The sequence below is a fragment of the Pseudomonas sp. NPDC086112 genome (assembly GCF_044746425.1).
GTDB lineage: Bacteria > Pseudomonadota > Gammaproteobacteria > Pseudomonadales > Pseudomonadaceae > Aquipseudomonas.
In genome coordinates this window covers 4948-22474 of the sequence record NZ_JBIVCD010000032.1, presented here as the reverse complement: position 1 = coordinate 22474, position 17527 = coordinate 4948, and the positions used below count along the sequence as shown (strand labels likewise).

General features: G+C 60.2%; 16 protein-coding genes. 7 read left to right on the top strand and 9 right to left on the bottom strand.

Annotated elements, in window-relative coordinates; translation table 11 throughout:
* Positions 1-30: 30 nt before the first annotated feature.
* The 3 genes from ACIPLA_RS20350 to ACIPLA_RS20340 are packed head-to-tail and all read right to left on the bottom strand — an operon-like array spanning position 31 to position 1712.
* Complete coding sequence (locus ACIPLA_RS20350) at positions 31-648, bottom strand: DUF4136 domain-containing protein (RefSeq protein ID WP_218397331.1); 618 nt, start codon at positions 646-648, stop codon at positions 31-33.
* Between the two features lie 12 nt (positions 649-660).
* Positions 661-1410: a methyltransferase domain-containing protein gene (locus ACIPLA_RS20345; RefSeq protein WP_030128232.1), complete on the bottom strand. Its 750-nt coding sequence runs from the start codon at positions 1408-1410 to the stop codon at positions 661-663.
* A complete protein-coding gene (locus tag ACIPLA_RS20340; RefSeq protein ID WP_095634107.1) occupies positions 1410-1712 on the bottom strand; it encodes a MazG-like family protein in 303 nt (100 codons plus the stop codon). The genes ACIPLA_RS20345 and ACIPLA_RS20340 overlap by 1 nt, the downstream gene beginning before the upstream one ends.
* Positions 1713-2004: 292 nt before the next feature.
* Between ACIPLA_RS20340 and ACIPLA_RS20335 the strand changes: the two genes are divergently transcribed.
* Both ACIPLA_RS20335 and ACIPLA_RS20330 read left to right on the top strand, forming a co-directional pair.
* Complete coding sequence (locus tag ACIPLA_RS20335) at positions 2005-2298, top strand: hypothetical protein (protein WP_063341672.1); 294 nt, start codon at positions 2005-2007, stop codon at positions 2296-2298.
* 189 nt (positions 2299-2487) lie between these two features.
* Positions 2488-3828, top strand: a complete 1341-nt coding sequence (locus ACIPLA_RS20330; protein WP_218397328.1) for an MATE family efflux transporter — start codon at positions 2488-2490, stop codon at positions 3826-3828.
* Positions 3829-3847: 19 nt separating this feature from the next.
* On the opposite strand, the gene ACIPLA_RS20325 is transcribed toward ACIPLA_RS20330, so the two are convergent.
* The 6 genes from ACIPLA_RS20325 to ACIPLA_RS20300 form a co-directional block, all read right to left on the bottom strand.
* Positions 3848-4645, bottom strand: a complete 798-nt coding sequence (locus tag ACIPLA_RS20325) for a DUF4123 domain-containing protein (RefSeq protein ID WP_218397326.1) — start codon at positions 4643-4645, stop codon at positions 3848-3850.
* The gene (locus ACIPLA_RS20320) at positions 4642-5967 is read right to left on the bottom strand and encodes a type VI secretion system Vgr family protein (RefSeq protein WP_401175434.1); all 1326 of its coding nucleotides are present in this window, start codon (positions 5965-5967) and stop codon (positions 4642-4644) included. The genes ACIPLA_RS20325 and ACIPLA_RS20320 overlap by 4 nt, the downstream gene beginning before the upstream one ends.
* Positions 5968-6200: 233 nt before the next feature.
* Positions 6201-8114 (bottom strand): arginine decarboxylase, encoded by a 1914-nt coding sequence (gene speA, locus ACIPLA_RS20315; protein ID WP_192345844.1) that lies wholly within the window; start codon positions 8112-8114, stop codon positions 6201-6203.
* Positions 8115-8337: 223 nt separating this feature from the next.
* Positions 8338-8709 (bottom strand): translation initiation factor Sui1, encoded by a 372-nt coding sequence (locus ACIPLA_RS20310; RefSeq protein WP_007907444.1) that lies wholly within the window; start codon positions 8707-8709, stop codon positions 8338-8340.
* A gap of 189 nt (positions 8710-8898) precedes the next feature.
* On the bottom strand, positions 8899-9468 hold the full coding sequence (locus tag ACIPLA_RS20305; RefSeq protein ID WP_192345846.1) for an NUDIX hydrolase: 570 nt from the start codon (positions 9466-9468) through the stop codon (positions 8899-8901).
* Positions 9469-9471: 3 nt separating this feature from the next.
* Positions 9472-10539 (bottom strand): DUF2333 family protein, encoded by a 1068-nt coding sequence (locus ACIPLA_RS20300; protein ID WP_218397323.1) that lies wholly within the window; start codon positions 10537-10539, stop codon positions 9472-9474.
* 289 nt (positions 10540-10828) lie between these two features.
* Between ACIPLA_RS20300 and gcbA the strand changes: the two genes are divergently transcribed.
* The 5 genes from gcbA to accB all read left to right on the top strand — a co-directional run bounded on the left by gcbA (position 10829) and on the right by accB (position 17520).
* Positions 10829-12499, top strand: coding sequence for a diguanylate cyclase GcbA (gcbA, locus tag ACIPLA_RS20295; protein WP_401175428.1), 1671 nt, complete (start codon positions 10829-10831; stop codon positions 12497-12499).
* A 48-nt stretch (positions 12500-12547) separates the two neighbouring features.
* A complete protein-coding gene (locus ACIPLA_RS20290; protein ID WP_401175425.1) occupies positions 12548-14497 on the top strand; it encodes a methyl-accepting chemotaxis protein in 1950 nt (649 codons plus the stop codon).
* A gap of 181 nt (positions 14498-14678) precedes the next feature.
* Complete coding sequence (locus ACIPLA_RS20285) at positions 14679-16418, top strand: protein-disulfide reductase DsbD (RefSeq protein WP_401175422.1); 1740 nt, start codon at positions 14679-14681, stop codon at positions 16416-16418.
* 132 nt (positions 16419-16550) lie between these two features.
* A complete protein-coding gene (aroQ, locus tag ACIPLA_RS20280; protein WP_123500889.1) occupies positions 16551-17003 on the top strand; it encodes a type II 3-dehydroquinate dehydratase in 453 nt (150 codons plus the stop codon).
* 49 nt (positions 17004-17052) lie between these two features.
* Positions 17053-17520, top strand: a complete 468-nt coding sequence (accB, locus tag ACIPLA_RS20275) for an acetyl-CoA carboxylase biotin carboxyl carrier protein (protein ID WP_401175419.1) — start codon at positions 17053-17055, stop codon at positions 17518-17520.
* Positions 17521-17527: the final 7 nt, after the last annotated feature.

Below are 17527 nucleotides of genomic sequence, written 5' to 3'. Positions count from 1 at the left end.
GCACCTGCGGGAGGCTTCCGGTAAAAGAAGCTAACTAGGAGGATACGCCGACATGGCCTTTTCTACAGCTTCGCGAATGGCATCGGCACGCTCGCTCTGGCTCCCCTGGCTGCTGGTTTCGGCACTGGCACTCCATACCGGCTGGCCAGTGCTCGCGTCGAACAGCTCGACACGCACCACCACGACTTGTACCTGATAAGTGCGGATGACCGGCACCGTGTTGTACATGCCGTAACCGCTGCCGTAGCGGTTATAACCGCCGCCGTAATAACCCCCGCCGTAACCATAGTCGTCCTGCACCTGACGCAAGCGGGTTTCCAGATGCAAATCAGCGCTGACCAACAGGTCCGCCGGGCGGTTGTCGTGCAGTGGGCGCAAGCCGCGTTGATCGAGGGCATTACTGACCGCTTCGGCCACCTGCGCCGAGTCGGCCCAGGCCGTGCCCGGTGGCAGGCGTCCGTTGAGCCAGGCCCAGCTGCGATAGCGGCCGTAATCGCGTGGCGGCGCCGGGTAGGCGCTGCGGTCGAAGGTGGTGGCGGCCTGAGGCGGTGCCGGTGGCAGGGGATTGGAGGTCGCGACATAAGGGTTGCTGCCCTGACAGGCTGCCAACCCGAGACAGATCACCAGTAACCCTGAACGACTTTTCATTTCGCGCTCCGCTCAGATCGGCCGACAGATCCAGTGCAGGTAGCGCCCAAGCCCGGCGAAACTTGGGTGACGGCGGTGGGCCAGTTCCATTTCCAGCAAGTCCGGAAGTTCGACGCGGGCCTGGAATTCCACTGGCATGTAGTCATAAAAAACCCGCACCCCACTCTGGGTTTCGACCTGCCACATGCTCTCAAGTTGCGCCGCCAGTTCCCGTGGATCCAGTGGCTGCTGCGGCGTCAGGCTCTGCTTTTCGCCGGCCATGTCGTTCTTGCGCATCTTGCGGAAATGCCCCTTGAGCAGGTTGCGGTAGATCAACGCATCGCGGTTGTAGAACGCCAGGGACAACCAGCCGTCCGGCTTCGTCAACTGATGCAGCACCGGCAAAATCGCATGGGGTTCAGCCAGCCATTCCAGCACGGCGTGGCACAGCACAAGGTCGTAAGGTTCAGTGAGCTGACCGAGCAGATCCTGCCACGGCGCCTGGATGAACGTCGCCGTCTGCCCGGCTTCGGCGAAGCGTTGGCGGGCGCCTTCAAGCATCGGTTCGGCAGGTTCGGCGAGGGTCACCTGATGACCTCGCTCGGCCAGCCACAACGACATGTGGCCCAGGCCGGCGCCGATGTCCAGTACACGCAACGGGCGGTCCGGCAGGGTTTCGGCCAGGTCGGCTTGCAGCACCGCGAGCCGGATCGCACCTTTGGCGCCACCGTAGATTTTTTCGGCGAAACGGGTCGCCAGTTGATCGAAATGACGGTCGCTCATCAGCTGAACCGCCGTTCGCTGTCCGCAAGCTTGCTGCGCACCACTTCATTCATGTCCAACCCCAACTCGCTGCACAGCAGCAGTAGATACAACACGATGTCGCCGACTTCCTGCCCGACATGGGCGAGCTTGTCCGCCGGCAACTGGCGTGACTGGTCTTCGGTCAGCCACTGGAAAATCTCCACCAGCTCGGACATTTCCACGCTCGCGGCCATGGCCAGGTTTTTCGGGCTGTGAAATTGCCGCCAGTCATTGCGGTCGCGAATGGCGTGCAGGCGTTCGGTCAGTTCAACAAGGTTCATCGGGCTCTCCTGGAGGCGTATAGCTTCAGGGGGATGGCGGGTGAAGGCAAGATCTATGTAGCAGCTACCGAAGGCTGCGTTCGGCTGCGCAGCAGTCGTGAATATGGCTGACGCGCTCTGCCTGACGTACCGCAATTTCCGGTTTGACGACTGCTTCGCAGCCGAACGCAGCCTTCGGCAGCTGCTACAGAGATGTTTGCGCCATACTTGGACGGTCGGGAACTCGGCAGCACGATCAATAGCCCAATGCTCGGATCCGGCAACCACGCCACCACTCCATCAGGACGTACACATGCAGGTAGAAAGCTTTTTCGAATGGCTCGGCCAGATAATCGGTTCGGCCATCCGGTTCATCATCGATGCCCTCAGTGGTCTGTTCAACCTGTTGAGCAACGCCGGCAGCAATTTTGTCGAAGGGTTGGCCCAGGCGCTGGGCATGGACACTTCGATCATCAGCATCATCACGCTGATCATCGGGCTGATGTTGCTGTGGGCAGCGATCCGCGCCTTCATGAACGCGTCGATCATCATGGGGATTATCTGGTTGCTGCTGGGATTGTGGTTGCTGAGCTGGATTGTTCATTAAGGCAACCCACCATCAATGTGGGAGCGGGCTTGCTCGCGAAAGCGGTGTGTCAGGCGACTGATAGGTTGAATGTAAGAAAGCCTTCGCGAGCAAGCCCGCTCCCACATTGGATCTGTGATGTTTTGTAGATTGCGTTCTCTTGGCTGAACATAATCTGCCCTACAATGCAGGCGCCCCCAAGGAGCCTGCATGTCCAACCTGATTGCCGACTGGCGCGACCGTCCGACCCATCGTCGAGTCTGGGCGCTCGCCGCCCCGATGATTCTCTCGAACATTTCCGTACCGCTGGTAGCGCTGGTCGACAGTACTGTCATCGGCCACCTGCCCCATGCTCATCAACTCGGCGCCGTCGCGGTGGGCGCCAGTCTGTATACCTTTCTGGCCTGGGCCATGGGCTTTCTGCGCATGGGCTCCACCGGGTTCGCCGCCCAGGCTGCCGGACGCGGAGATGGCGCAGCGTTGCGGCAGATTTTGCTCCAGGGTCTGTTGTTGGCCATGGGCCTGGCCATCGTGTTGGGTGCTGTGGGCGTGCCGTTGAGCGGGGTCGCGTTGCACTTCATGCAACCGTCGGCCGAGCTGGATCAGTTGACCCGCGAATTCTTCCACACGCGGCTGTTTGGCTTGCCGGCGGCGCTGGCCAGCTACGCGCTGGTGGGCTGGTTCCTCGGCACCCAGAACGCTCGGGCTCCGCTGGCGATTCTGCTGAGCACCAATCTGGTCAACATCGCGTTGAACCTCTGGTTTGTACTCGGCCTGGAGTGGGGTGTGGTCGGCGCGGCCCGGGCCTCGGTGATCGCCGAATGGACCGGCGCGCTGATCGGCCTGTTCATGACCCGCAAGGCTCTGCGCGCCTATCCCGGCCATATCGCCTGGGCAGCGCTGGCGTTGTGGCAGAGCTGGCGCCCATTGCTGGCGGTCAATCGCGACATCTTCATTCGCAGCCTGGCATTGCAGTCAGTGTTTTTCCTGATCACCGTGCAAGGCGCGCGGCTGGGCGATGCCACGGTCGCCGCCAACGCGTTGCTGCTCAACGGTCTGCTGCTGACCGCCCACGCGCTGGACGGTCTGGCTCATGCCGTAGAAGCCCTGTGTGGACACGCCATCGGTGCTCGCGACCGAGAAGCCCTGCGGCGCTCATTGGTGGTGGCGTGCGGTTGGTCGTTGCTGGCGAGTGTGGGGTTTGCCTTGCTGTTTCTGTTCGCCGGGCACCTGTTCATCCAGATGCAGACGGACATCCAGAGCGTGCGCGATACCGCATTCCTATACCTGCCTTACCTCGCGGTGCTGCCGCTGATTGCCGTCTGGAGCTACCTGCTCGACGGTCTGTTCATTGGCGCCACCCGCGCCCGGGAAATGCGCAACGGTATGCTGCTGACGGTGATCCTGCTGCTGCCCTTCGCCTGGGCGCTGCAAGGCTTGGGCAACCATGGACTGTGGATAACCTTCCTGTTGTTCATGTTGCTGCGCAGCCTGACCCTTGGTGCATTCGCCTGGTACTTGCGCAAGCACGATGGCTGGTTCAAAGGATAACGAGGGCCGGCCTTCACGTTCAGGGTTGATCGTTTTGCCACCGGTTGCGCAAGCTATCGAGACGCTCCTGCTGGCTGGCTCCCGACAATGGCTGCCCGGCCACTGCGTCGGGATGCTGCAAGCGCAGCCATAACCAGTCATCGAGCACCGCACGTTCGCTGAAACCCAGCGCCAGCCCTTCCTGCAAGTAAGCCCATACGCTGTTGTAACCGGTGCCGGTGGATCGGCTCCAGCGCCAGGCGTGTTGTTCCAGCAGGCAGGTTTGCAAGGTGTCTCGCTGACGCAGGCTGAGGTTTTCTTCAATGGCCAGCGGCCGGACGGCAAGCCGCGGATTGAACAACTGCTGCCAGCCCTGACAGCCTATCGCCCGGTCGGCCCAGGTGCCACCGAACCAGCGCAACTGATCGATCGGACCGAGCCAGCGACTCAACTCCTGCGCATCGCAGGCATCAAAAAAATAACTCGCCGTGTGTGGATTGTAGTAACTCAACAAGGCCCGGTGATGCAGACCCAGCGTGACCGTGAGCATGCGTCGCAAATGCTCCAGCAACTGCGATGGCGTTGCTTCACTGGCTAGCAGCAATCCGCTCCAGATGTGTGGCGCACTTTGGCATAACTCGGTCAGTGCCGGGCATTCGCGAAGGTCGACCAAGACCGGGCCGTACTCACGCAACGGGTGAAACTCAGTGCCTTCGAACAGGCGGAACCATCGGGCATGAGTAAACTGTTGCCGCAAATTCGCACCGGCCTGAGGCTCGCCCGGAATATCGAGCAACAACCATTGCGCAGTCGAGTCGGGCGCCTGAGCGGCGATCATGCCGCACCGCTCTGGCCAAACTGCGTCGCCGCCCGACAGGTGCAGAAGGACTGCATGCAATGACTGAAACTGCCGCCACCGGGCAGCAGGCACAGGAGCACCAAGGGTTCGCTGGATTGCAGCATGCCCAGCAAGCCGTCGAGCGCCAGGTTCGCATCGGTCACCAAGGAAGGTTGCAGGTCGGGTATGACGGGCTCTGTGCTCGACGCTGCGCAGGGAAGAAATCCGCTGATCAAGGGTTGATCCGGATCGCCTTCGATGAAGCTCACCAGCACCTGCGCCCCTTCGCACAACGGCAGACTGCCCGCGTCTCCCAACTCGGGAGCCAACGGCAACCAGCAGTGGCTGGGCGCTGCGCCTTCCCCCTGATAAAGCCAGTCAAACTGCACCGCTACCGGTCTGGACAGATCCGGTTGAGACTCATCGACCTCGACGACCCACGCCCGTTGCAGGCTGTGCATCCTGGGTTTCATGACCGAATGATCTGCCACGAAAGGCACTTCCTGCACAACGGCGCGCAGTTGATTGCTATAGGGAAACCCTGGCTCCTGCCCCCCTTGATGCTCGACATGGGTCAGCAGCCAGAGACGATTGCAGTCCACACACGGGTGGCCGGACAGCGGCATCAGTTGACCGCTGCGCAGCGTCGCCAGATTCGTCTGGCCTTCGGCGATCTGACCGCAGCCGTGAAGCTTGAACTGATGCACACCTGGCCGTTCGTTCTCACCCTCAAAGACGCTCTCTTCGCCACGACTGAACTGCCCCAGGCCATCACCGAAAACCAGACAGTGTCCCGCGCGTGCGCAGTGTTCGAAATGGTAATGAAGGCGTTCCTGGGCGCACAGACGCTGGAGAAACTGCAGGTCTGATTCCCGGTACTGCGTGCAGAAATCACGGGGCGGGTAATCGCCACTCAGGTCGAAGCGACGCCCCTTACCGGCAATGCCGTGCTCCTTGAGTACTTGAGCGAGAATCTCCGGCACCGAGCGCTGGCTGAAGATTCGCTGATTGAAGCGCTGGCCCAGACACGCCAACCTGGGGCCGAGACGCACACGACATAGCCCGGGCTCACCGCCATGGCCAAGCTGAACGAGGCCAAGCAGCTGCCCGTGAATACCCTGCCCCTGGGGCCCGAAGTGCAAAAAGGCCGAACGATACAGCAGGCTCGCAAGGTCCAGCGTCGGGTCATCGTTCAGCAGATCCACGTCGAACACAAAGGGTTCGCTGATGGCTTCACTACCGGTAAAGGCCAAGACCTCAAAGGGGTCGGGAAGACCCGCTATATCCAGACGAAATGACGGCTCGTTGACTGGATCGAACATCGGCGATTCTCTACAGGAGGGGCGGCCGGGGATTCTCGCTGAGAGACATGGCCGAGTAGAGTGCCGAAATACAACTTAGGAAATGACCTACGTGAAAAGAAGACCGCATCGCTTGGATAGCCCGGTCTGTGGTTCATTTCACTTGAAAAAAGAGAAGCCCCGCACCAGGTCATCTGAAATTTCCGCACTGTACGGAGAATTTTCAGACAACCCGATGAGAACGGAGCCTTACCTCAAGAAGACAGGTAAGACGAGCGGGTCAGGCCCAGACGCAAGGCGTCGAGGAACTGGGTACGCTCGGCGGCGCTGATGCGGGCACTGGCGCACTTGTCGCGGTAGTGGGTCATCAGCTCTTCCGGCGACAAGTGCACGTAACGCAGCATGTCTTCGATGGTGTCGTGGGTTTCGATACCGGCGTGGTACACGCTGCCATCGGCGTTCTGGTAGATGTTCACCGAGTCGGTGTCACCGAACAGGTTATGCATGTCGCCGAGAATTTCCTGGTAGGCACCCACCAGGAAGATCCCCAGCAGGTAGTCTTCACCGTCGTTCAGACCGTGAACCGGCAGGCTGGTCTCGATGCTCTGCTCGTCGACGTATTGCTTGATCTTGCCGTCGGAGTCGCAAGTCAGATCTTGCAGCACCGCACGGCGCAGCGGCTCTTCGTCGAGACGGTGCAACGGCAAAATCGGCAGGACCTGGCCGATGGCCCAAGTGTCCGGCAGGCTCTGGAATACCGAGAAGTTGCAGATGTACTTGTCAGCCAGCTTGTCGTTGAGTTCGTCGAGCACCTGACGGTGGGAACGCTGACGGGCCTTCAACGAGTTGTGCAGGCGGCGGCAAACGGCGAAGTAGCATTGCTCGGCCAGGGCTTTTTGCGCCAGGGTCAGCTTGCCATCGGCGTATTGAGTGGCCACGTCGCTCATGTAGTGCGTCGCGCGCCAGTACGTTTCGGTGACCATCTCGATGTCGGTCGGGCCGAGCAGATCAACCAGCCATTGCACGGTTTCCGGCAGCTCGTCCTTGTTATCGATCTTCGGCACGTCGTCATTGTGTTTCTCGACGTCGGTCACCTGAACCACCAGCATGGCGTGGTGAGCGGTCAGGGAGCGGCCGCTTTCAGAGAAAATGTTCGGGTGCGGCAGGCTCTGCGCGTCGCAGAACTCCTTGAGCATCCCGACCACGACACCGGCGTAATCGTCCATGTCGTAGTTGATCGAACTGGCGTTACGCGAGTGAGTACCGTCGTAGTCCACGCCCAAACCGCCGCCGACGTCGATGTGATCCACCGGCAGGCCAAGGTTGCGCAGCTCGCCGTAATAACGGATCGCTTCCTTGAAGCCGTGCTGGTAGTCAGCCAGGTTGGCGATCTGCGAACCCATATGGAAGTGCAGCAGGCGAATGCCCTGATCCAGGCCGGCCGCACGGAAACGCTCGACCACCGACAGCAGTTGCGCCGCCGACAGGCCGAACTTGGATTTTTCGCCACCGGTGTCTGCCCACTTGCTCGACGCCAGGGACGACAGACGCACGCGCAGGCCGACCTGCGGCTTGACCTTTAGCGCCGCTGCTTCTTCGATCACCAGACCGACTTCGGATTCTTTCTCGATCACGATGAACACGTTATGACCGAGCTTCTGGCCCATCAGCGCCAGACGGATGAACTCGCGGTCCTTGTAACCGTTGCAGACGATGGTGCCACCCTTCGGTGCCAACGCCAGAACAGCGAGTAACTCAGGCTTGGAGCCGGCTTCCAGACCGATCGATACGTCCTGGGTGGCGATGATGTTTTCGATCACCGCTTCCTGCTGGTTGACCTTGATCGGGTACAACGCCGTGTACTTGCTCTGGTATTCCAGACGCTCGATGTTGGCGTCGAACGCACCGGTCAGCTGACGCACGCGGTCTTGCAGGATGTCAGGGAAACGCACCAGCAACGGCAACGACAAACCACTTTTGCGCAGTTGGTCGACTTGCTCGAAGAGGTCGATAGGCGAACTGGTCGGACCGTTCGGACGAACTTCGACGCGACCGGCGTCATTGATCGCGAAATACCCGGCCCCCCAATGGCGAATCCCGTAAACACTGCGGCTGTCCGCAACTGTCCATTGGCTGCCATCGTCTTTGCGTGTGCGTCGTACGGACATCGAAGTCCCCTATAAAGAAGTCATAGAGCGTCGCCTGGGTTCAGGCCGGCGCAGTCTAAAGAATGAAAATGACGATTAGCCTGCATGCAAGGGGCATAGACCTCGCATTCAGCGCTGAGTTTAGAAACCGGTCAGAACAGACTCTGTGAAAACCATGTAGACGACGCCAGACCAGAATTGAATCGGGGCCGGATCAAGCCGAGGGTGGTTTTCACAGAGGCTGCTAGCCGCCGGACTTCTTCGCTTTGAAACCGTGTTTGATCAGCTCGGCCAAGAGTAGCTCGACATGATCGCCCTGGATTTCGATGATCCCGTCTTTCAACGCCCCACCGGTCCCGCAACGTTTCTTCAACGTAGTGGCCAGATCCTTGAGCGCGTCTTCGGCCAACGGCACACCGGTGATGGTGGTCACCGTCTTGCCGCCACGGCCCTTGCTTTCGCGACGCACGCGGGCAATGCCGTCGCCGGCCGGGATAACGGTTTGTTTGCAGATGCAGGCATCCACCGGTTGACTGCAATCCGGGCAATGACGACCTGCGTCGGTGGAAAATACCAGGCCACCAAGGGCGGCGAAGGATGCGGCTTTTTTGGCCACCGGCAATCCTCTTGGGAGGACAAAGACTGGTCGCGGCAACCCGGGAGGGAGCCATCGACCGCGAAGCCCCACTCAGGCAGGGGCAGCGCTACTGGACCGTTATACATCGCTGTATTACCGGTTCAGTTTGAAAAGGTCGCGCAGTGTAACGGCAAAAAGCCGACTTGCTAAGAGCCAATCGGCGCCAATTTATACCTTCTTTGCGACGTCGGTTTGCCGGGCCTTCAGATAGCGCTGTAAAGCTGCCAGAGAGTCCGGGCAATAAGGCTTCTGCGTGATTTCCAGCATGACCTGATCGATCGGGATGAAGCGCGCTTCCAGCACCTCTTCCGGCTGCAGGATCAACGGACCATCCCACACCGCCGAAAACGCCGAACACCAGAGTCGGTTGCCGGTGTCCTCGAAGAAAAAGTGATCATGGGCGGTTAGTTCCACACCGCTCACGCCCAATTCCTCTTCCAGCTCACGGGCCGCCGATTCGGCGTAAGTTTCGGTGGCCAACACCATGCCGCCGGCCGCTACGTCCCAGTAACCGGGGTAGATCGCTTTGCTCAATGTGCGCCGGTGTACGCACAACTCACCGGCGGAATTGAACAGCATGATGTAGGTGCCACGCCCGATCAGCTCGCGTTCGCGCAGCTCGGAGCGGACCAGAGCGCCGAGCAGGTTGTCCTGCTCGTCGACCCAGGCGATCTGTTCGGCATCGGAGGCCGCACGGTGCGCGGCCTCACGCATGTCATCGACGGAGCTATCGACCATGACTCAGCCCTGATTGAGCAATTGACGCAAATCGATCACCGCGGCGTTGGCCCGGGAGATGTAATTGGCCATGACCAGCGAGTGGTTGGCCAACACACCGAAGCCGCTGCCGTTGAGGATCATCGGACTCCAGACTGGCTCTTGCGAAGCTTCCAGCTCACGAATGATCTGGCGCACGCTGACCGTGGCGTTCTTCTTCGCCAGCACATCGGCAAAATCGACTTCGATGGCACGCAGCAGGTGGGACAACGCCCAGGCCTGACCGCGGGCTTCGTAGAACACGTTATCGATCTGCAGCCACGGGGTCTCGACGACTTCTTCGTCAACCTGCGGCACCTGACCGAGCGCCGGGACTTCAGTCTTCAGTGCGGTGTTGAGCTTGACCCGGCCAACACTGGCCGACAGCCGTTGCGACAGCGAACCCAAACGGGTTCCCACATCACCCAGCCAGTTGTTCAGGTTGTCGGCGCGGGCATAGAACAGCGCACTTTTCTGTTCAGGCCCCGACAGACGTGCCTGATAACGGCTCAGGGAGTTGATGCCTTCCAGGTACTCCGATTCGCTGGACGGCAGCACCCAGCTCCTGTTGTCGAAGTTGAAACGCGGCTCGGCCTTGGCCAGGTCGGCGTCTTCGGCGGACTGCGACTGGGAACGGGCGAAGTCTTTACGCAGCGCACGACTCAGGTCGCGGACCTGGACCAGCACGCCATATTCCCAGCTCGGCATGTTGTCCATCCACAGGCCCGGCGGGAAACGGTCGTTGGAAATATAGCCACCCGGCTTGGTCAGCAAAGTACCGGCGACGGTCTTGAGGGTTTCCACCGTGGTGTACCCGACCACCATCTGCTTGCCTTCTTTCTCGGCCGCCACCTGGGCATTCTGCTGAACCGGGAACAGCGCCGGTTCCTGGCTCCAGTACCAGCCCAGCGCGATCGCCACCAACAGGTAAAGAACAATCAGAGTAGCCAGCGCCCGGCTGAACAACAGACCGCCAAAATAACTGCGGGTGGCCGATTTCGGTTCAGCGGCACGCTCAGGCGCGCTGCCTGTGCGGTTCTTCCAGTCCAGCATGGCGATATCCTTTCAATCACTTGAGTTCATCGGTTCGACCACAACCCTACGCCATCGTGCGTCATTTGCCGCGCATTAAATCCTGCACGTCACAGCGAGCCACACAATGACTGCAGTCGAGCTGCCACTATAAATGAAGCACAGCGCTGAGCCTATGCGACCAGTCGGTCAGAAACTGAATGAAGTCGCTTTGCAGATTATTGACCTACGACACTCATGCAATCGAAAAGAGGTGCTAGCATAGAGCCACCAGTCGATCTCAGCATGCACCCTAACTAGTAGTCAGGATATGACCGAGCCAGAAGACCCCAGCCGTGAGCGCCTCAAGCACCACTTTGCCCAGCGGGTCATTCATCAGGCACGCCAGATTCTTGAGATATGGCAACGCCTGCAGCGCAACGAATGGTCCACCACCGACTTGTCGGAGTTGAGCGAAGCCAATCTGCGCCTGCTGCGTTTTGCCGAACGTTTCGAACAACCGGAACATACCCAGCTGGCGCGCCACATCGGCCAGTCGCTGGAAGCGGTGGACGCCAACCGCGGACGCCTGAGCAGCGGACTGATCACTGACCTCAATCGCCTGATGCAGCGCCTGTCCCGCACCGGCCTGCGTCATGGCGATCAGCTCGAACACACCTTTCTGCCGCCGCTGCGCAAGCCGATCTACGTGATGCTGCAAGATCACGACCGGGCCGAACGGCTGGCCAAACAACTAGAATTCTTCGGGCTCAGCGCTCAATCCCTCGACAGTGTCGCCGCGTTCCGCTCCTCGATGGTCGAGCGGTTGCCGGCGGCGATTGTCATGGACGTCGACTTCAGCGGCGCCGGCATTGGCCTGAAACTGGCGGCCGAAGCCCAGGAAGGTCTCGATCAGCCCTTGCCGCTGTTGTTTTTCAGCTTGCACGAAACCGATACCCCGACCCGCCTCGCCGCCGTGCGTGCCGGCGGCCAGGAATTTCTCACCGGCACCCTCGAAGCCTCGAGCCTGCTGGAAAAAATCGAAGTCCTGACCTGCGTCGCCCAGTACGAACCTTATAAAGTACTGATCATCGACGACTCCCGCGCCCAGGCCTTGCACACCGAACGCCTGCTCAATAGCGCCGGGATCGTCACGCGGACTCTGATCGAACCGATCCAGGCCATGGCCGAACTGGCGGATTTCCAGCCGGACCTGATCATCCTCGACATGTACATGCCGGCCTGCACCGGTACTGAACTGGCCAAGGTGATCCGGCATAACGACCGCTATGTCAGCGTGCCGATCATTTATCTGTCAGCCGAAGACGATCTGGACAAACAGCTCGACGCCATGAGCGAGGGCGGCGACGACTTCCTGACCAAACCGATCAAGCCACGACACCTGATCACCACCGTGCGCAACCGCGCGGCGCGGGCGCGCAATCTGAAAGCGCGGATGGTGCGTGACAGCCTGACCGGTTTGTACAACCACACTCACATTCTGCAATTGCTCGAAGACTGTTCATTCCGTGCCCGCCGCGAAAGCAAGCCGCTGAGCTTTGCGATGCTCGACATCGACCACTTCAAACGGGTCAACGACAGCCACGGCCATCCCATGGGCGACCGGGTGATCAAGAGCCTGGCGCTATTCCTCAAGCAACGGTTGCGCAAGACCGACTTCATTGGCCGCTACGGTGGTGAAGAGTTCGCCATCGTCATGCCCGACACTGATATCGAATCGGCCTACAAGGTGCTCGATGAAATCCGTCAGCGCTTTGCCGAAATTCACTACCCGGCTCAGCCCCAGGACCTCTGGTGCACGTTCAGCGCCGGTGTCGTCGAATTGCGCGAAGACTCCGACAGCCTGCTGATGGCCAGCCAGGCGGACGAGGCGCTGTACCGCGCCAAGGACGCCGGTCGCAACCGCGTACAAGCCGCGCGAGAATCAAAGCAAAGTGCCACTTTTTCATCGGAATCGACCCATTCGGTCATAACTCTGTAATAGAAACGCAATAACTTCAGGTACTTACCATTCTGCCGTTGGTAGACCATGATGCGCCTGAAGCTGTTGACCAATCTCAATACCCTCCTTCTGGTCGCCGTGTGCGTGGCCCTTGGCACCACCCTCTGGTGGTCGCAAAAAGCCCTGGAACGTCCCTATCTATTGATGGAGCGTTATCTGGGGCTGTCTCAGCAGTTTCAAAATGAAGTGGCGCGCAACGTCGAGGATTACCTGGCCAGCGGCGATGCCCTGCGCCTGAGCAGCGCCAGCCAGGCCATCGACGCCTTGCAAAGGGAACTCGATGAGTTGCCACCAGCATTGGCCGACACCTTGCGTCCCAGCCTGTCGAACCTGACTGAATTCAGCAAAACCGACCTGCTGGCCGCCGGCAAACTCGCGGGCGACCCGCAAGCGCTGCTGCTGCAAGCCGAACGCGAACTCGGCGCCAGCCTGGATCAACTCAGCCAGTACGCCAGCGGTAATGCGGCGTACTTGACGCCCTTGCTGGTCGCCTCCCAACACCTGGGCAAACTGTCCCTGGCTCGAGACAAACTGGTCAGCAGTGGTCGCAGCGAACTGGCCGCCGATGTCGAACGAGAAGTCGCTAACATCCGCACTCAAGCCGAGCAACTAGACGCTTTACCGCTACTTGGCGTGACCGCCAGCACCGAATCGAACACCGATGATTTCGCCGCGATGATGGGGCTGGAGAACACCGAGAAAACCGTCGCCGAAGATGCCGGTGTCGGCCTCAAGCGGGAACTCAACAGCCTGCTCACCCGATACCCCTCGGAACTGGCGCGCACTCGCGAACAGATCCAGAAACGCGCCGACCTCAGCACCGCGACGCACTTGAAAATCGCCGCCGTGCAGCAGTCCATCGCCGGGCTGGAACCCGTGGTGCGCGCCCAACACGGGCAGATCCAGAGCGAAGTGCGGTTGATGCAAGGGGTGATGATCGGGCTGATCCTGCTGATCGCATTGCTCATCGATACTTTGCAGCGACGCCTGGCCCGAACCCTGACCAACCTCGCTCCGGCGCTGTCGACCTGGGCCGAAGGTGACTTCAGCCGCGACATTCAACTGGGCGCGACCAACCGCGAGCTGCATGACATTCAAGCCTCGCTCAATCGCTTGCGCGCCTATCTGGTCGACCTGGTCGGCACCATTCGACTCAACGCCGAGCAAGTCGCCGGCAGCAGCCGAACGTTGGCCGAATTGAGCAATGACCTGCACAGTGGCGCCGAGCATCAGGCCGGCGACACCGCGTTGATCCGCGACTCTCTGGGTGAACTCGAGGCGACGATTCAACAAGTCGCCGGTGACGCCAGCCAGGCTGCGGATGCCAGTCGTCATGCAGGACTTGCGGTGGAACACGGTCAGAAAGTGATCGGCCTGAGCCTCACCGGGCTGCATGCGTTGGTGGGTGAAGTGCAAGGCAACGCGCAGATGATCGAACATCTGGCCGAGGAGTCGGCGACCATTGGCGGTGTGCTGACGGTGATCCGCTCGATTGCCGACCAGACCAACCTGCTGGCCCTGAACGCCGCCATCGAAGCAGCCCGCGCCGGAGAAATGGGCCGAGGGTTTGCGGTAGTCGCCGAAGAGGTTCGCTCACTGGCACAACGCACCGCCGGGGCCACGGCCGAGATCCAGACGCTGATCGCCGGCCTGCAAACCGCCGCGCGACAATCGGTCGAAGGCATGCGCGCCCAGGTCGAACACGCCGAAGCCACGGCCAATCAGGCCCAGGCAGCCGACGGTGCGCTGGATAAAATCGTCGGGGCGATCCAGACCATTTCCGACACCGCCGTGCGCATCGCCGATGTCACTGCCCAGCAGAGCGGCGCTGTCAGCGAAATCCGCGATCACAGTGAGCGGATTCACCAATTGGGTGGGGATAATTTGCTACGCATCGGCGAGGGGCGTGAGCAAGGGGAGAATTTGTTGGTGCTGGGTGGACGGTTGCATACGGCGGTGCAGGCATTTCGGGTCTGACACACCGTCTTCGCGAGCAAGCCCGCTCCCACATTTGATCGCATTCCCCTGAGCGAACTCGGTTAAATGTGGGAGCGGGCTTGCTCGCGAAGACGTCGGAACATTCACCACAGAACTCCCCGCCCTGCACACCCCGTCCCCGTCCGCTATCATGCCCACACTTTCGATACGCGAGATTGTCATGCGCCGTTTGCTTTGCCTGCTGTTTTTAGTGCTCGCCCTGCCGGCCTCCGCCGCCGGGTTGCTGGACAGTCGGCCCAGTTCCACCCTGGGTTCGATCAACAACAGCACCGACTTCCTGCCGGTGCGCGAAGCTTTTAAGTTGAGTTTGGTAGAAAGTACGCCGCAATCAATCAAGCTACGCTTCGTTGCCACCGAGGGTTATTACCTCTACCGCCATCGCTTCCAGTTTCGCGCCGACCCGGCCGACATTGGCCTCGGCGCGGCGCAACTGCCCAAAGGCGAACAAAAGCACGATGAGTTCTTCGGCGATGTCGAGGTTTACCACGGCATTCTCGATGTAGAACTGCCACGCACCGATTCACGCGCCTTTACCCTGGCCGTGACCTACCAGGGCTGCGCCGACAAAGGCCTGTGTTATCCGCCTGAGACAGAACGCCTGAATATTGATGGCAGCGGCGCCGCAACCACAGCCTGGAGCTGGCGCGAACTGGCGCTGTTTTTTCTTGCAGGTGTTGGCCTGACCTTCACTCCCTGCGTACTACCAATGCTGCCGATCCTCTCCGGGGTGGTCCTGCGCGGACAGGTTGGCGGGTTACGCGGCTTCAACCTGTCGCTGGCTTACGTATTGCCGATGGCCCTCTGTTTCGCCCTGCTCGGGGCCTTGATGGGAATGTTCGGCGCACAGCTCAATCTTCAGGCGCGCTTGCAGTCGGCTTGGGTGCTGGTGCCGTTCGCGATGTTTTTCGCGGTATTTGCCCTGGCCATGTTTGGCGTCTTCGAACTGAAACTCCCCCATGCCATCAGCAGCCGCCTGGACCGGATCGCCGGGCGTACCGAAGGCGGCTCATTGTGGGGCGCGGCCGTGCTGGGCGTGGTGTCGAGCCTGCTGGTTTCGCCGTGTGTATCGGCACCACTGGCCGGCGCACTGCTGTACATCAGCGCCAGCGGCGATGCTCTGGGTGGCGGATTGAAATTGTTCATGCTCGGCTTGGGCATGGGTGCGCCGCTGTTGCTGGTGGCAACCGGCGGCGCAGCCTGGCTGCCGAAAAGCGGACCTTGGCTGATCTACGTGAAAAACGCGATTGGGGTGCTACTGCTCGGGCTGGCGATTGCTTTGCTCAGCCGGGTATTGCCGGGCCAGATCACCTTGCTGTTGATCGGCTTGCTCGCCGGTGGCGTCGGGTTGTTTATGGGCGCACTGGAATTCGTCTATAAACCGCCAAGAAAACGCCTGGGGCAATTGCTCGGGATGTTCTTGCTGTTTTATGCCCTGGCCTGTTGGTACGGCGCCTTCAGTGGCCAGACCGATCCGTTCAACCCCATTGGCCAACCGCGCAATGTCGCCAGCAACGGTCAACCGCCAATCGCCGGCAACTGGCAAACCATTACCACACCAGCCGAACTGGACCGCGTCCTCGCCGAAGCCAAGTCCTCCGCTACACCGCTGCTGCTCGATTGGTACGCCGACTGGTGCATCAGTTGCAAAGTCATCGAACACGAAGTGCTCACCGATGCCAATGTCGTCGAACGCCTCAAAGGTTATCGATTGATCCGTTTCGACATCACCGCCAGCAACGCCGAACAACGCGCCCTGCTCGACCGCTACAAGCTATTCGGTCCTCCGGCGCTGATGTTTTTCGGCAAGGATGGCGTCGAACGTGTCGATGTGCGGGTGATTGGCGAGATCAGCGCGAAAAACTTCGCCGAACGTGTTGCGAAAGCAAATGACCGGATTTAATTACCCGGTCATATATTTCGCGTAAACATCGGCCATCGTGCTGGCTATTGCATAGAACTGGACAGTCACAAAGGCTTTGCGGCATAGTCGCCGGGTTCTGACAATTGCACACAGATGACAAAGGAGCAGCAGATGGCGACCTTATTGGTTTTACACGGCCCTAACCTGAACCTGCTCGGCACCCGGGAACCGGGCGTCTACGGTGCAACGACGCTGGCGCAGATCAATCAGGATCTGGAACAGCGGGCGCGCAATGCCGGCCACCATTTGCTCTATCTGCAAAGCAACGCCGAGTACGAATTGATCGATCGCATCCACGCTGCTCGCGGCGAAGGTGTGGACTTCATTCTGATCAATCCAGCAGCTTTTACGCATACAAGTGTCGCATTACGTGACGCGCTGCTGGCAGTGAGCATCCCATTCATCGAAGTGCATTTGTCTAACGTGCACAAACGCGAACCTTTCCGCCATCACTCTTACTTCTCCGACGTTGCGGAGGGAGTGATCTGCGGCCTTGGCGCCAGCGGTTATCGACTGGCCCTGGAGGCCGCCCTAGAGCAGCTTGAAAGACAGGCAACAGCTTGAACAACAAGCGTTAAACGCCCCCTGACCGACCCTTGGGAGTTGATGATTCATGGATATCCGTAAAGTTAAGAAACTGATCGAATTGCTGGAAGAGTCCGGTATCGACGAGCTCGAGATCAAGGAAGGCGAAGAGTCCGTACGCATCAGCCGTCACAGCAAGACACCGGCTCAGCAGTACTACGCTCCCGCTCCTATGCATGCTCCGGCACCGGCGCCTGCGCCTGTCGCTGCTGCTCCGGTTGCCGCCGCCGTACCTGCTGCTCCGGCCGCGCCTGCGCTGAACGGCAACGTTGCCCGCTCGCCTATGGTCGGTACTTTCTATCGCAAATCCTCGCCGTCCTCGCCGTCCTTCGTTGAAGTCGGCCAGACCGTGAAGAAAGGCGACACCCTGTGCATCGTCGAAGCCATGAAGATGATGAACCACATCGAAGCTGAAGCCAGCGGTGTGATCGAATCAATCCTCGTCGAAGACGGCCAGCCGCTTCAGTACGACCAACCGCTGCTCCCCATCGTATGAACCGCGG